The 14,166-nt window shown below is 60.4% G+C and carries 14 protein-coding genes; 7 read left to right on the forward strand and 7 right to left on the reverse strand.

Annotation, left to right across the window (positions count from 1 at the left end; translation table 11 throughout):
- Positions 1 to 253: 253 nt before the first annotated feature.
- A complete protein-coding gene (locus tag IMW75_RS25970) occupies positions 254 to 472 on the forward strand; it encodes a PLD nuclease N-terminal domain-containing protein (protein ID WP_122839556.1) in 219 nt (72 codons plus the stop codon).
- A gap of 239 nt (positions 473 to 711) precedes the next feature.
- On the opposite strand, the gene IMW75_RS25975 is transcribed toward IMW75_RS25970, so the two are convergent.
- The 4 genes from IMW75_RS25975 to IMW75_RS25990 form a co-directional block, all read right to left on the reverse strand.
- Positions 712 to 1,260, reverse strand: coding sequence for a cupin domain-containing protein (locus IMW75_RS25975; protein ID WP_045057658.1), 549 nt, complete (start codon positions 1,258 to 1,260; stop codon positions 712 to 714).
- 243 nt (positions 1,261 to 1,503) lie between these two features.
- Positions 1,504 to 2,787: an NAD(P)/FAD-dependent oxidoreductase gene (locus IMW75_RS25980; protein ID WP_205894208.1), complete on the reverse strand. Its 1,284-nt coding sequence runs from the start codon at positions 2,785 to 2,787 to the stop codon at positions 1,504 to 1,506.
- A 54-nt stretch (positions 2,788 to 2,841) separates the two neighbouring features.
- Positions 2,842 to 4,332 carry an aldehyde dehydrogenase gene (locus IMW75_RS25985; protein ID WP_205894209.1) on the reverse strand — a complete coding sequence of 497 codons (1,491 nt, stop codon included), beginning with the start codon at positions 4,330 to 4,332 and terminating at the stop codon, positions 2,842 to 2,844.
- A gap of 171 nt (positions 4,333 to 4,503) precedes the next feature.
- The gene (locus IMW75_RS25990) at positions 4,504 to 5,880 is read right to left on the reverse strand and encodes a glutamine synthetase family protein (RefSeq protein WP_045057655.1); all 1,377 of its coding nucleotides are present in this window, start codon (positions 5,878 to 5,880) and stop codon (positions 4,504 to 4,506) included.
- Between the two features lie 280 nt (positions 5,881 to 6,160).
- On the opposite strand from IMW75_RS25990, the gene IMW75_RS25995 reads away from it, so the two are divergent.
- The 5 genes from IMW75_RS25995 (at position 6,161) to IMW75_RS26015 (ending at position 11,499) form a co-directional block, all read left to right on the forward strand.
- Positions 6,161 to 6,922, forward strand: coding sequence for a gamma-glutamyl-gamma-aminobutyrate hydrolase family protein (locus IMW75_RS25995; protein ID WP_045057654.1), 762 nt, complete (start codon positions 6,161 to 6,163; stop codon positions 6,920 to 6,922).
- Positions 6,923 to 7,243: 321 nt separating this feature from the next.
- Entirely contained in the window at positions 7,244 to 8,386 is a 1,143-nt protein-coding gene (locus IMW75_RS26000) for an ABC transporter ATP-binding protein (RefSeq protein WP_205894210.1), read from the forward strand.
- A 29-nt stretch (positions 8,387 to 8,415) separates the two neighbouring features.
- Positions 8,416 to 9,297, forward strand: a complete 882-nt coding sequence (locus tag IMW75_RS26005) for an ABC transporter permease subunit (RefSeq protein WP_205894213.1) — start codon at positions 8,416 to 8,418, stop codon at positions 9,295 to 9,297.
- The gene (locus IMW75_RS26010) at positions 9,294 to 10,175 is read left to right on the forward strand and encodes an ABC transporter permease subunit (RefSeq protein ID WP_045057651.1); all 882 of its coding nucleotides are present in this window, start codon (positions 9,294 to 9,296) and stop codon (positions 10,173 to 10,175) included. The genes IMW75_RS26005 and IMW75_RS26010 overlap by 4 nt, the downstream gene beginning before the upstream one ends.
- A 226-nt stretch (positions 10,176 to 10,401) precedes the next feature.
- On the forward strand, positions 10,402 to 11,499 hold the full coding sequence (locus tag IMW75_RS26015; RefSeq protein WP_045057650.1) for a polyamine ABC transporter substrate-binding protein: 1,098 nt from the start codon (positions 10,402 to 10,404) through the stop codon (positions 11,497 to 11,499).
- A 210-nt stretch (positions 11,500 to 11,709) separates the two neighbouring features.
- Here IMW75_RS26015 and thpR read toward each other — a convergent pair whose 3' ends face one another.
- Complete coding sequence (thpR, locus tag IMW75_RS26020) at positions 11,710 to 12,249, reverse strand: RNA 2',3'-cyclic phosphodiesterase (protein WP_205894211.1); 540 nt, start codon at positions 12,247 to 12,249, stop codon at positions 11,710 to 11,712.
- Positions 12,250 to 12,309: 60 nt separating this feature from the next.
- Here thpR and IMW75_RS26025 point away from each other — a divergent pair, with 60 nt between their 5' ends.
- Positions 12,310 to 12,504: a hypothetical protein gene (locus IMW75_RS26025; RefSeq protein ID WP_045057648.1), complete on the forward strand. Its 195-nt coding sequence runs from the start codon at positions 12,310 to 12,312 to the stop codon at positions 12,502 to 12,504.
- 14 nt (positions 12,505 to 12,518) lie between these two features.
- On the opposite strand, the gene IMW75_RS26030 is transcribed toward IMW75_RS26025, so the two are convergent.
- A complete protein-coding gene (locus IMW75_RS26030; RefSeq protein ID WP_045057647.1) occupies positions 12,519 to 12,872 on the reverse strand; it encodes a DUF1428 domain-containing protein in 354 nt (117 codons plus the stop codon).
- A gap of 2 nt (positions 12,873 to 12,874) precedes the next feature.
- Positions 12,875 to 13,957, reverse strand: coding sequence for a hypothetical protein (locus IMW75_RS26035; protein WP_205894212.1), 1,083 nt, complete (start codon positions 13,955 to 13,957; stop codon positions 12,875 to 12,877).
- Between the last annotated feature and the right edge of the window lie 209 nt (positions 13,958 to 14,166).

Below are 14,166 nucleotides of genomic sequence, written 5' to 3' on the forward strand. Positions count from 1 at the left end.
GTACCATGCTGGCAGCATGCAGCTTGAACTCGCGGGTATAGACCTTTCTATCGTTCATGGAACCTCCAAGTTGGCGAAATCATATCGCCCTTAAGAGGTGTCCGGAATTATTAGACCAGTTCAGCCCTGCTCGCGATGGGTCCGTGACAGCCAATAACTGCCCCGACGGGACACTGGTGGAACTCTGTACACCAATAAAATGAACCCTGAGCGCCCCTGCCCGCCTAACTGGAGGACTATCAGGAGGTGGCTTATGCAAATCGAAACGATCTGGATCGTACTCGCGGCAGTTCTGGTGCTGGTCGAGTTGTGGGCGATTAATCGGGTGCGTAAAGCCGAGGGCAAGTCGAGTAACAAGCTGGTATGGATCGTGGTGATCGTCTTTGTGCCACTGTTCGGATTGCTGGCATGGGCCGTGGCTGGACCCAAGCACACGGCCCGTAACCCGCATTCACCACAGGCCAGGCAGTAAAGCCGGCGACACTCGCCAATAAATCAAAAAAAGCCCCGACGATTCGGGGCTTCGTTATTTCAACTGACACACACCTCCCATAGGAGCTGCCGAAGGCTGCGATCTTTTGATCTTGGCGTCCGAAAATGGCGTAGGAAATCCCCTCCTGCCGCAAGAATCGAACAGCGTGGCTTGGAGCCGCCTGTGACATAGCGAGCTGCGGACGCAGCCTTCGCCACCTGCTGCAGCCCGCAGTGATATCAGAAGTTGGCCGGGGTGTTGGCGCTGATGATTTCCGCTTCATCCTGGCCAATATTGCGGAAGCGGTGCGGCAGCGTCGTCGGGAAGTAATAGCCATCGCCCGCATTGAGCACGCTGATCTGGCCATCGACGGTCAACTCGACCGTGCCGCGCGTCACCAGCCCACACTCCTCGCCTTCCGAATGCACGATGGGCTCTTCCCCCGAGCTCGCCCCAGGTGCGTACTGCTCGCGCAACAGGCGCATCTGCCGACTCGGCACCGAAGCACCGATCAGCAGCAGCCGCAGCCCGTGACGGCCAAGATCCGGCTGTTCGCTGGCGCGGAAGACGTATTGGTGCTCGCGGGGCGGCTGGTCGAAGGTGAAGAAGTCCGCCAGGGACATGGGGATGCCTTCGAGCAGTTTTTTCAGGGAACTGACGGAGGGACTGACGCGATTCTGTTCGATCAGGGAGATGGTCGCGTTGGTGACGCCGCTACGCCGCGCCAGCTCGCGCTGGGAGAGTTTGTAGCTTTCGCGTACTAGTTTGAGTCGTGAGCCCGTGTCCATGACAGCCTTATGCGAGGAAAACTTAAGGGTTATGGGGGTGGATGGCGGGCGACTTTTGGCCGCGAAGGTACCGCTTCCCTGTCCCGGAGATTTGAAAGTCGGGTATTAAATCACGTTTGGGGGTGTTGCTGTAGGAGCGAGCTTGCTCGCGAAGAACGTCCAGACAACACGTTCATGCAGACAGCACGCGTTATCGTTGACGCCCATCGCGAGCGAGCTCGCTCCTACAGGGAGGCGCCTGCTTTAGAAACCGAAGCGATCACGCAGCGCGTAGTACGCGGCGCCCATGGCGGTCAGCGGGGCCTGGAAGGTGCGCCCGCCAAGCATGGGCATGTGCGGCAAGGAGGCGAAGGCGTCGAAGCGTTCGGCGTCGCCGCGGATCATTTCCGAGATCAGTTTGCCGGCCAGGTGCGAGCAAGTGACACCGTGGCCGCTGTAGCCTTGCATGTAGTAGGCGTTTTTCTCGATGCGACCGAATTGCGGCATGCGCGACATGGTCAGCAGGAAGTTGCCGGTCCAGCGATAGTCGATCTTCACGTCCTTGAGCTGCGGGAAGGTCTTGAGGATCTTCGGCTTGATCAGCTGTTCGATGTCGTCCGGCTCGCGTGCACCGTAGACTACGCCACCACCGTACAGAAGGCGGTTATCGGCGGTCAGGCGGTAGTAGTCGAGCAGGTAGTTGCAGTCTTCGACGCAGTAGTTGTTCTTGATCAGGCTGCGCGCGACCTGTTCGGACAACGGCTCGGTGACAACGATTTGCGAACCGCACGGCATGCTTTTGCTGGTCACTCGATTGTCGAGGCCCTGCGGCAGGTAGGCGTTGCCGGCGATCAGCAGGTACTTGGCGCGCACTACGCCCTTGGCCGTACGCACGGTAATCGGCTCGCCATAGGTGATTTCCACCGCCGCCGATTGTTCGTAGATCTTGCCGCCCAGGCCGATGATCGCCGAGGCTTCGCCGAGCGCCAGGTTAAGCGGGTGAATGTGGCCGCCCTGCATGTCGAGCAGGCCGCCGACGTAATTGTCGCAACCGACTTCACGCTTGATATCGGCCGCATCGAGCATTTTCAGGTTCTTGTTGCCGTAGCGTTCCCAGCTGCTTTTCTGCTCGGCCAGGCCTTTGAGCTGCTTCTTGTTCAGCGCAGCGAAGATACCGCCGGGCTTGTAGTCGCACTGGATGTCGTAGTGCTGTATGCGCTGGCGAATGATGTCGGCGCCTTCGAAGATCATGCTGCCGAGCACTTCGGCGGTCTTGTCGCCGTAGCGCTCTTCGATCACATCGACGTCGCGGCTGTAGGAGTTGACCAGTTGCCCGCCATTGCGACCACTGGCACCAAAACCGACTTTGGCGGCTTCGAGCACGGTCACGCTGTAGCCCGCCTCGCAGAGGAACAGTGCCGAGGACAAACCGGTGTAGCCGGCGCCGATCACGCAGACGTCGCAGTCCACCGCGTGTTCCAGCACCGGGAAGTCGCCGGTGAAGTTGCGGGTGGCGGCGTAGTAGCTGTTTACATGTGTCTGTTTCATAGGTTTCTCCGATGGCCGCTGGCATGTGCCGGCGACCGTCGCTTTTTATAGGGTTTAGAGCTTGATCCAGGTCGCTTTCAGTTCGGTGTACTTGTCGAACGCATGCAGCGATTTGTCCCGACCGTTACCCGACTGCTTGTACCCGCCGAACGGCGCCGTCATGTCGCCGCCGTCATACTGGTTGACCCACACGCTACCGGCGCGCAGGCCGCGAGCGAAGGTGTGGGCCTTGCTCAGGTTGCTGGTCCAGACACCCGCCGCCAGGCCGAAGATGCTGTCGTTGGCGATGGCCAGCGCTTCTTCAGCGGTATCGAAGGTGATCAGCGACAGCACCGGGCCAAAGATTTCCTCCCGGGCGATGGTCATGGCGTTGGTCACACCGTCGAAAATCGCCGGCTCCACATACAGCCCACCGGTGGCTTCCAGGGTGCGACTGCCGCCCGCGATCAGTTGCGCGCCCTGGTCTTTACCGACCTGGATATAACGCAGCACGTTGTCCAGTTGACGCTGATCAACCACGGCACCGACAGTGGTTTGCGGATCAAGGGCGTGCCCCGGTTTCCAGGCCTGCAGTGCCTCCACCAGCAGCGGAATAAACTGTTCGCGAATCGAGCGTTCTACCAGCAACCTCGAGCCAGCGGTGCAGACTTCGCCCTGGTTGAAGGCGATAGCACCCGCAGCCGCCTGGGCCGCCGCGCGCAGATCCGGCGCGTCGGCGAACACCACGTTCGGGCTCTTGCCGCCCGCTTCGAGCCAGACGCGCTTCATGTTGCTTTGCCCGGAATAGATCAACAGCTGCTTGGCAATCGCGGTGGAGCCGGTGAACGCCAGCACATCGACGTCCATGTGCAGCGCCAGGGCCTTGCCGACGGTATGACCGAAGCCCGGCAGTACGTTGAACACGCCTTTGGGGATGCCGGCATCAAGCGCAAGCTGCGCGATGCGGATGGCGGTCAGTGGCGATTTTTCCGAAGGCTTGAGGATGAACGAGTTGCCGGCGGCGAGCGCCGGGGCGAACTTCCAGCTGGCCATGATCAGCGGGAAATTCCACGGCACGATCGCCGCCACGACACCGGCAGGTTCGCGGGTGATGAGGCCAAGCTGGTCGTGGGGCGTGGCGGCGACTTCGTCGTAGATCTTGTCGATGGCTTCGGCGCTCCAGCGGATCGCGTTGGCGGTCGCCGGGATGTCAATATTCATCGAGTCGTTGATCGGCTTGCCCATGTCGAGGGTTTCGAGCAGGGCGAGTTCTTCCTGGTGCGCCAGGATCAGGTCGGCGAAGCGGATCAGGATGCGCTTGCGTTCGGCCGGTGCCAGATTGGCCCAGATGCCGGAATCGAAAGTACGGCGCGCGACCGCCACGGCTTCGTTGGCGTCGGCTTCGTCGGTGCTGGCGACGTTGGCCAGAAAGCGGCCATCGACCGGACTGATGCATTCGAAAGTGTCACCGCTGTGCGCTGCGCGGTATTGGCCGTCGATGAAGGCGCGGCTTTCGATGGAAAGGGACTGGAAGCGTTGCTCCCAGTCGCTGCGGGTGTTTGTCATGGTTGTGACTCGACGCAGGAAATTAGTGATCGTTGGAATGAATGCCCTGCAGGAGCTGCCGAAGGCTGCGATCTTTTGATCTTGATCCTTAAAAAGCAAAATCAAAAGATCGCAGCCTTCGGCAGCTCCTACAGGGTTATTCGCCCGCCATCAAAGATGGGTGTTGGCCAATCAAACCGTGTGCAGGTACCAGTTGTACTCAAGGTCCGAGATGGAGTTCTCGAACTCGGCCAGCTCGCTTTCCTTGCACGCCACGAACACGTCGATGTACAGCGGGTCGATGTAGCGCGCCATGACTTCGCTGTCGTCCAGCTCGCGCAATGCGTCGCGCAGGTTGTTGGGCAGGCTCTGCTCGTTCTGCTCGTAGCTGTTGCCTTCCACCGGTGCGCCCGGTTCGATTTCGTTGGTCAGGCCATGGTGAATGCCGGCCAAAACCGACGCCATCAGCAGATACGGGTTGGCATCAGCCCCGGCAACGCGGTGTTCGATGCGCACCGAGTCTGGCGAACCGGTTGGTACCCGCACCGCCACGGTACGGTTGTCGATGCCCCAGCTGGGCGAGTTCGGCACGTAGAACTGCGCGCCGAAGCGACGGTACGAGTTGACGTTCGGGCACAGGAACGCCATCTGCGCCGGCAGGGTCTCGAGCACACCGCCGATCGCGTGTCGCAGCGCGGCGTTCTGCTCGGGATCCTCGCTGGCGAAGATGTTGTTGCCTTCTTTATCCAGGATCGAGATGTGCACGTGCAGACCATTGCCCGCCTGGCCCGGATACGGCTTGGCCATGAAGGTGGTGTCCATCTCGTGGTCGTAGGCGATGTTCTTCACCAGGCGCTTGAGCAACACCGCATAGTCGCAGGCCTTTATCGGGTCGGACACGTGATGCAGGTTCACTTCGAACTGCGCCGGGGCGCTTTCCTTGACGATGGCGTCAGCAGGGATGCCCTGCTCCTTCGCGCCTTCGAGGATGTCTTGCAGGCAGTCGACGTACTCGTCGAGGTCGTCGATCAGGTACACCTGGGTCGACACCGGACGCTTGCCCGATACCGGTGAGCGCGGCGACTGCGGACGGCCGTTCACGTTGTCCTGGTCAATCAGGTAGAACTCAAGTTCGAAGGCGGCGCAGATGGTCAGGCCCAGGTCGTCGAACTTGCGCACCACGTTGGCCAGCACTTCGCGGGGGTCTGCGAAGAACGCCTGGCCTTCGAGTTCGTGCATGGTCATTAACAGTTGCGCGGTTGGGCGCTTCTGCCACGGCTCAATGCTGAGGGTGCCAGGGATGGGGAAACAGATCCGGTCAGAGTCGCCGATGTCCAGACCCAGGCCGGTGCTTTCCACCGTAGAGCCGTTGATGTCCAGGGCGAAGAGTGACGCCGGGAGGTTAATGCCTTTTTCGTAAACCTTATGAAGACTGGTGCGCTCGATGCGCTTGCCGCGCACCACACCGTTCATATCCGCAATCAGAAGGTCGACGTACAAAACCTCAGGATATTTCTTAAGGAATGCGTTTGCTTCGTTGAGTTGAACGGTACGCAGAGGGACCGACATGATGCACCTATTAGCTGTTAATTATTATGTTCACTACCTTGTTGCGAGCCCAGTCAATCCGAAAGGCCAAGTGAAGTCAATAGCGAACACCTGGCCTGCAAAGCTTTATTTTCGGGCCTTTTACGGGGACGAGAGTGCCAAATCGCCCGCGCACACCGCGCATTCCCTAAGGATCAGACGCACGGCGTTTAGAATTTTTTACATGGGAGTTGTTAATTAAAATCAACAAGGCTAAGCTCCGGAAAAGCTCGTTCAAGTGTGAAACTTCGAGGTGATAAAAATGGCATTCAAGCCATTGATCGGCGTTACTGCGTGCGTCAAACAGATTGGCCTGCACCCCTATCACATCAGCGGCGACAAGTACCTGCGTGCTGTCAGCGTCGCTGCGTTGGGGCTGCCTGTGGTCATCCCTTCCCTGGCTGAGCTGATCGATATCGAGGACCTGCTCGGGCAACTCGACGGCCTGCTGCTGACCGGCTCGCCATCGAATGTGGAACCCTTCCACTATCAAGGCCCGGCCAGCGCCCCCGGCACGGATCACGACCCGGCGCGGGATGCCACCACCCTTCCCCTGTTGCGTGCGGCCATTGCCGCGGGCGTTCCGGTGCTGGGCATTTGCCGCGGCTTTCAGGAAATGAACGTGGCGTTCGGCGGCAGCCTGCATCAAAAGGTCCATGAGCTGCCGGGCATGCTCGATCACCGCGAAGCGGACAGCCCGGAACTGGCCGTGCAGTACGCACCGGCCCATGCCGTGACCACCCAGCCGGGCGGCGTGTTTGAAGCGCTGCAGTTGCCCGCCGAGTTCATGGTCAATTCGATTCACAGCCAAGGCATTGATCGACTGGCACCCGGGCTGCGCGCCGAAGCGGTTGCGCCGGACGGTTTGATCGAAGCGATTTCGGTGCAGGACAGCCCGGCGTTCGCGCTCGGGGTGCAATGGCATCCGGAGTGGCAGGTGCTGGCGAATCCGCCGTACTTGAGTATTTTCCAGGCGTTTGGCAACGCGTGCCGGCAACGGGCCGCGCTGCGTAACACTCGCTGACCTGACATCAACCCTTTACTGCCCCCGTGAGTCTGCGGGTGCGTCTTTGCGCACCCGTGACTGGCGAAACAACACACTGCGATAACAACAAGTACGACCCAGGCAGCCAGGATGGCGGCGCCGAACAAGCCAGGGCCGATGGGGTAGCCCCCGTAGGAGCTGCCGAAGGCTGCGATCTTTTGACTTTGTTCTTCAAGATCAAAAGATCGCAGCCTTCGGCAGCTCCTACAGGGGTCGCCATCAGCTGACAGCCCAGGTTTGCAATTCACTCTTAAGTCAGGCCGCGTTGGCCCGACGACTGAAACCTGTTGGGAGTTTCACATGGCAAACGCCTCCAGCATCTACAGGAAGGCTCTTGAAGGTCACCAGGCACCGAAAAAGGTGCTGGTGAAAGTCGACCGCGTCACCAAGAAATTCGACGAAACCACCGCAGTCGATGACGTCTCGCTAGAGATCCATCAAGGCGAGATCTTCGCCTTGCTCGGCGGTTCCGGCTCCGGCAAATCGACCCTGCTGCGCATGCTCGCAGGCTTCGAGCGGCCGACCGAAGGACGCATCCTGCTCGACGGCGTCGACATCACCGACATGCCGCCGTACGAACGGCCGATCAACATGATGTTCCAGTCGTACGCCCTGTTCCCGCACATGACCGTGGCGCAGAACATTGCCTTCGGCCTCAAGCAGGACCGTTTGCCTGCCAGCGAAATCGACGCCCGCGTTGAGGAAATGCTGCGTCTGGTGCACATGACCCAATACGCCAAACGCAAGCCACATCAACTGTCCGGCGGCCAGCGTCAGCGCGTGGCCCTGGCCCGCTCGCTGGCCAAGCGCCCGAAGCTGTTGCTGCTCGATGAGCCGATGGGCGCACTGGATAAAAAGCTGCGCTCGCAGATGCAACTGGAACTGGTGGAGATCATCGAGCGGGTCGGCGTGACCTGCGTGATGGTGACCCACGACCAGGAAGAGGCCATGACCATGGCCCAGCGCATCGCGATCATGCACCTGGGCTGGATCGCCCAGATCGGCAGCCCGGTGGACATCTACGAAGCACCGGTCAGCCGCATGGTGTGTGAATTCATCGGCAATGTGAACGCCTTCGAAGGCACCGTGGTCGAGGACCTCGAGGGTCACGCGATCATTCACAGCAAGGACCTGGAGCAGAAGATCTACGTCGGCCACGGTGTCAGCACTTCGGTCCAGGACAAGTCGATCACCTACGCCATCCGCCCGGAAAAAATGCTGGTCAGCACCACTCAACCGGAGTTCCGCTACAACTGGTCCAAGGGCAAGGTCCACGACATCGCCTACCTCGGCGGCCACTCGGTGTTCTACGTTGAATTGCCCGGCGGCAAGATCGTGCAGTCGTTCATGGCCAACGCCGAACGCCGTGGCGCGCGCCCGACCTGGGACGACCAAGTCTACGTGTGGTGGGAAGACGACAGCGGCGTGGTACTGCGCTCATGAGAACCTTCAACCAGCAGTTCCTCAGACTGGTGCCCAGCGGGCGCAAACTGGTCATCGGCATTCCGTTCCTGTGGTTGTGCCTGTTCTTCCTGTTGCCGTTCTTTCTGGTAATGAAGATCAGCTTCTCGGAAGCGGCCCTGGCCATTCCGCCGTACTCGGAGATCTACACCTTCGCCGAGCAGAAATTCCAGCTGCTGCTCAACCTTGGCAACTACTCGTTGCTGACCCAGGACGAGCTGTACATCTCGGCCTACTTGGGTTCGCTCAAGGTGGCGTTCCTGAGCACCCTGATGTGTCTGGTGCTCGGTTTTCCGATGGCCTACGCGATCACCAAGGCGAGCAAGGAAACGCAAAACGTCCTGTTGCTGCTGATCATGATGCCGACCTGGACCGCGATCCTGATCCGCGTGTATGCGTGGATGGGCATCCTCAGCAACAACGGGCTGCTCAACGCTTTCCTGATGTGGACCGGCCTGACCTCGCACCCGATCGAGATCCTCAACACCAACACCGCTGTCTACATCGGCGTGGTGTACGCGTACCTGCCGTTCATGGTGCTGCCGCTGTACGCCAACCTGGTCAAACATGACAACAGCCTGCTGGAAGCGGCCTCTGACCTGGGCTCGAGCAACTTCAACAACTTCTGGAAGATCACCGTGCCGCTGGCCAAGAACGGCATCATTGCCGGCTGCATGCTGGTGTTCATTCCAGTGGTCGGCGAGTTCGTGATTCCGGAACTGCTCGGCGGCCCTGAGACCCTGATGATCGGCCGCGTGCTGTGGCAGGAATTCTTCAACAACCGTGACTGGCCGGTGGCTTCCGCCCTGGCGGTGGTGATGCTGTTGATCCTGATTGTGCCAATCCTGTTGTTCAACCGTAGCCAGGCCAAAGAGATGGAGGGTCGGGGATGAAACGCTTCGGATTTTCAAAGTTCATGCTGATTTTCGGCCTGTCGTTTATCTATCTGCCGATGCTGATCCTGGTGATCTACTCGTTCAACGCCTCGAAACTGGTGACGGTGTGGGGTGGCTGGTCGGTGAAGTGGTACGTCGGCCTGCTCGACAATACCCAGCTGATGGGCTCGGTGCTGCGCTCGCTGGAAATCGCCTGCTACACCGCGATTGCGGCGGTGGCGCTGGGGACCCTGGCGGCGTTCGTGCTGACGCGGGTCACCCGTTTCAAGGGTCGCACTCTGTTCGGCGGCCTGGTCACGGCGCCCCTGGTGATGCCGGAAGTGATCACGGGCCTGTCGCTGTTGCTGCTGTTCGTCGCTATGGCGCAGTTGATCGGCTGGCCGATGGAGCGTGGCATCGTCACTATCTGGATCGCCCACACCACCTTTTGTGCTGCTTATGTCGCGGTGGTAGTCTCCGCCCGCTTGCGGGAGCTGGACCTGTCCATCGAAGAAGCCGCCATGGACTTGGGGGCGAAGCCGTTCAAGGTGTTTTTCCTGATCACCATTCCGATGATTGCGCCGTCACTGGCGGCCGGCGGCATGATGTCGTTTGCCCTGTCGCTGGATGACCTGGTGCTGGCAAGCTTCGTCTCCGGGCCAGGCTCGACGACCCTGCCGATGGAAGTGTTCTCGGCGGTGCGCCTGGGGGTGAAACCTGAGATCAATGCGGTCGCCAGCCTGATTCTGCTGGCGGTGTCGATCGTGACGTTCATGGTCTGGTATTTCAGTCGCCGCGCTGAAGCCACGCGCAAACGCGCGATCCAGGAAGCGATGGACCAGACGGCCAGCGAGTCGTGGCAGCCTGGTAAGCAAACGGTGGGCGCCACCGCTTGATGCAGGAGCTGCCGCAGGCTGCGATCTTTTGATCTTCGCTTCTATAGAAGCAAAAAAGATCGCAGCCTCGTTTCACTCGACAGCTCCTACGGGGTCCGGCGGGGTCCGATAGGGTCCGATAGGGTCCTGCGGGGTCCTGGGGAGTGACGGGGACGTCGGCGGACGGTTTTAGGTTGATTGCAATGTTGCTTTGCGTACTTGAATAAAAAGAAATGGAGTTGTACCGATGAAAATGTTTGGCAGGACTTTGCTGATACTGGCTTTATCAGGCGCAATCGCCACCGGCGCCCAGGCCAATGACAAGGTGCTGCGCGTGTACAACTGGTCGGACTACATCGCCCCGGACACCGTGAAGAAGTTCGAAGACGAGACCGGTATTCGTGTCACCTACGATGTGTTCGACAGTAACGAAACCCTGGAGGCACGGCTGCTCGCCGGCAAATCCGGCTACGACATCGTCGTGCCGTCCAACAGTTTCCTCGCCAAGCAGATCAAGGCTGGCGTTTATCAGGAGCTGGACAAGTCGAAGCTGCCGAACTGGCAAAACCTCAACCCGGTGCTGTTGAAAAACGCCTCCGCCAGCGACCCGAATAACGCGCATGCCTTCCCCTACATGTGGGGTTCGATCGGCATCGGCTTCAACCCGCAGAAGGTCAAGGAAGTACTCGGCGCCAACGCCCCGACCAATTCCTGGGACCTGCTGTTCAAACCGGAAAATGCGCAAAAGCTCAAAGCCTGCGGCATCAGCTTCCTCGATTCACCGACTGAAATGCTCCCCGCCGCCCTGCACTACCTGGGTTATCCCGTGAACTCCCAGGACAAGGCGCAGATCGCCGAAGCCGAGGCGCTGTTCATGAAGATTCGGCCATCGGTGGCGTACTTTCATTCCTCCAAGTACATCTCCGACCTGGCCAACGGCAATATCTGCGTGGCCGTCGGTTACTCCGGCGACGTGCTGCAGGCCAAGGCTCGCGCCCAGGAGGCCGGCGGCAAGGTGACGGTCGACTACAGCATTCCCAAGGAAGGCGCCGGCAGTTTCTACGACATGGTCGCGATCCCCCGGGACGCGGCGAACGTCGACAACGCCTACCTGTTCATGAATTTCCTGATGCGCCCGGACATCATTGCCGAGATTACCAACAACATCGGCTACAGCAACGCCAATTCGGCGGCGACGCCATTGGTGGACGAGGCGATTCGCGATGACCCGGGGTCGTACCCGTCCCAGGCGGTCATCGCGACCTTGTATGCCATTCCGGATATGCCGATCGGGGTCCAGCGGGTGATGACACGGGGCTGGACCCGGGTAAAGCTCGGCAAATAGCACGACTGCTCATGTAGGAGCTGCCGCAGGCTGCGATGTTCTGGCCTTATGAAGATCAAAAGATCGCAGCCTGCGGCAGCTCCTACGGGTGCCTCCGGCAAAAATTTTCCGTTCCGGCAGCGCCTTACCACCGCTGCATTTCTTTCATGAAGAACGGCCTCACCTGGCTCCCTCGGCTCAGGTGAATTTGGCGCCCTCCTCGGGCGCTTTTTATGCGCCGCCGAACGGCCAGTCGGCCAGCGCCCGATAACGCCCCTTGTGGGACTCAAACAAAACGAATCGATCAGCCCGCAGAAAAAACGCCGGTGGCGTCGCTGACTCGGGCACCTGCGCCCGGTAATCGCGCATCAGCGTCAGGTGCGGGCGAAACTCCGTTGGCGCATTCTCCAGGCCGAACGGCAGCATCGCCTGTTCCAGCCCATACACCAGGCGCAGCAACGGCGCAGGTGCCTGCTCCGACGCCAGCACCAGCGCGCCGGCCCGACGCCAGGCATCCAGGCGATCAAGTTCAACCCGCAGGGGCTCATCCGGCACCGCAACCTTGCCAGCCGCCGTGCAGATCTCGGCGATCTGCGCCACGCTGACCGAACCGAGAAACAGCAGTGTCAGGTGAAAATTTTCCGCCGGCACCGGGCGCCCGGTCCTCAATTGCAGCGCGCTGCGCCATTGGGCAATGGCCTTGCGCTGGGCAGGTGCGCAGTCCAGGGCGAAAAACAGCCGCTTGGTCGGCTCGTGGGCTTCGTCGCTCATGCCTGGCAGCTCCTGATAGGCAAGTTATAGTTCAGACAACCCCATCAACGGGAGCGGGTCATGCGAGAGATCATCAGCAAGGAACCCTGGTGGGCAATGCCACCGCGGCCGGGTCAGGACGAGTCCGAGCTGGACTGGGGATGGCTGGTTCACTATAGCGAAGGTGAACCGCGTTTTGAGTTTATCAAAGAGCGACCGACGGACATCGAAATCCGCAACCGCAAGAGCTGCAGGATCACCCCGTCGGCGGAGTGACCCTGCGCCCGGCCTCAGGCCTGCACGATCATGTTAAATCCGCCGAACACCATGCGCTGGCCATCGAAGGGCATCGGGTTGACGTCCGGCTGCATGCGCGGGTCGGACATGAGCTTGTTCATGCCGGCATCGCGGGTGGCCTTGTCCGGCCAGACGATCCAGGAAAACACCACGGTTTCGTCCTCCTTGAGTTTCACCGCCATGGGGAACGACGTGACCTTGCCGTCGGGCACGTCATCGCCCCAGCATTCAACAACGCTCAAGGCACCGTTTTCCTTGAAAATGACCGCGGCCGACTCGGCGTGTTTCCTGAATTTTTCACGATTTGCGGTGGGTACTGCGGCGATCAAGCCATCAACGTAAGACATGGTTATTCTCCTGCCGGGGGTAGAGGGTCGAGCTGCTGGATAGTCGATTCCGTCGGGCTCCAGTCGACAGCTGCGCCTTGGGATCCGACCGACGGCCGTTCGACCCTCCCGCCAAGGTTCCCCTCCACCTGCCCCGCCATATACAAGGTGCCGGCCATCACTCCGGTCGTCGGGTTCTGCACCAGCTTCTGCCAGGCCTTGTCGAAGGTGTTGCCCAGGCTACTGCGGATCAGCGCCTCGCTGTCGGGGCGGTCGTTGGCCCGGATGATTGCGCGTATGCCCGCCACCCCCACGGTGATCAGGCCTCCCGCCAGCTTGCCGGCCGCTGCGGCCACGGCACTGGCGGCGCCGCGCGGGGCCATTTCGGCCTCCATGCGTTGACTGGCACGCTTGGCCACGGGCGCCATGGCCGTATCCGTCGAACCCACGCCCCTGTCACCACCGGCCACGTGAATTTTTTCGATCAGCGCCGAATACGCCGGCAGTGTATTGAGGTCGGTGTGAATGACCTGATAAAGCGAAGCGTCCCGCGCAGCCGGCGGGCCCAGGGCAATGGCCGGGATCTTGTTGGCGCGGGCGTTGAGCTGGTCCATGGGCACGCGATGACGCTGGGCAATCACCTGCAGCTGCTGGCCCATGAGCTGCACGTAGAACTCGGTGGCCTGATGCAGAATCGCATCCGGGTCGACCTCGACGGCCACCGGCGCCAGCACCCTTTCCTGGTATTCATCAAGCAGGTACTGCGCGAGACGATTGGCCGAGGCGTCCTGCTCACCCTTGGCGCTGATGGTGTACCAGCTGACCTTCATCGACATCCATTCCTGGGTCCAGTAGCTGCTAAACCAGGGGATGAAGTTCTCTTCAGTCTGCTCGTAGATTCGCGTGCGCCAATGCTCCATGGAGCCACGCGCGAAGACTTTGGCTTGCTCAGTGGCCGACCGGGAGGCCGCCACGATCTCTCGATCCACCTGTTGCCACGTGGCCTGCGCCACGATGATCGGGGGTTGTCTGACAGGCGCACGCTCAGGCGTGGCGCATCCCGCCACGACCAACAGCACGGCGACGATCAGCGAACGCAGGTTCAAGGTCGCGGCTTCCTGACAAACGTGAGGCCAAACAGGATGCTCGGCGCTAGCAGGGATTGTGGTTTGAGTATAGGCGGCGGTGTGAACTGGTCTAATAATTCCGGACACCTCTTAAGGGCGATATGATTTCGCCAACTTGGAGGTTCCATGAACGATAGAAAGGTCTATACCCGCGAGTTCAAGCTGCATGCTGCCAGCATGGTACTCGA

The sequence above is a fragment of the Pseudomonas gregormendelii genome (genome assembly GCF_017114825.1).
In the GTDB taxonomy this organism is placed as follows: domain Bacteria; phylum Pseudomonadota; class Gammaproteobacteria; order Pseudomonadales; family Pseudomonadaceae; genus Aquipseudomonas; species Aquipseudomonas gregormendelii.

Bases quoted from the DNA above. Each gene is read 5' to 3' on its own strand.
- IMW75_RS26015 (WP_045057650.1), top strand. From the start codon at position 10,402: ATGAAAATGTTTGGCAGGACTTTGCTGATACTGGCTTTATCAGGCGCA.
- IMW75_RS26030 (WP_045057647.1), bottom strand. From the start codon at position 12,872: ATGTCTTACGTTGATGGCTTGATCGCCGCAGTACCCACCGCAAATCGT.
- IMW75_RS25990 (WP_045057655.1), bottom strand. From the start codon at position 5,880: ATGTCGGTCCCTCTGCGTACCGTTCAACTCAACGAAGCAAACGCATTC.
- IMW75_RS25975 (WP_045057658.1), bottom strand. From the start codon at position 1,260: ATGGACACGGGCTCACGACTCAAACTAGTACGCGAAAGCTACAAACTC.
- IMW75_RS25995 (WP_045057654.1), top strand. From the start codon at position 6,161: ATGGCATTCAAGCCATTGATCGGCGTTACTGCGTGCGTCAAACAGATT.
- IMW75_RS25970 (WP_122839556.1), top strand. From the start codon at position 254: ATGCAAATCGAAACGATCTGGATCGTACTCGCGGCAGTTCTGGTGCTG.
- IMW75_RS25985 (WP_205894209.1), bottom strand. From the start codon at position 4,332: ATGACAAACACCCGCAGCGACTGGGAGCAACGCTTCCAGTCCCTTTCC.
- thpR (WP_205894211.1), bottom strand. From the start codon at position 12,249: ATGAGCGACGAAGCCCACGAGCCGACCAAGCGGCTGTTTTTCGCCCTG.
- IMW75_RS26025 (WP_045057648.1), top strand. From the start codon at position 12,310: ATGCGAGAGATCATCAGCAAGGAACCCTGGTGGGCAATGCCACCGCGG.
- IMW75_RS26010 (WP_045057651.1), top strand. From the start codon at position 9,294: ATGAAACGCTTCGGATTTTCAAAGTTCATGCTGATTTTCGGCCTGTCG.
- IMW75_RS26000 (WP_205894210.1), top strand. From the start codon at position 7,244: ATGGCAAACGCCTCCAGCATCTACAGGAAGGCTCTTGAAGGTCACCAG.
- IMW75_RS25980 (WP_205894208.1), bottom strand. From the start codon at position 2,787: ATGAAACAGACACATGTAAACAGCTACTACGCCGCCACCCGCAACTTC.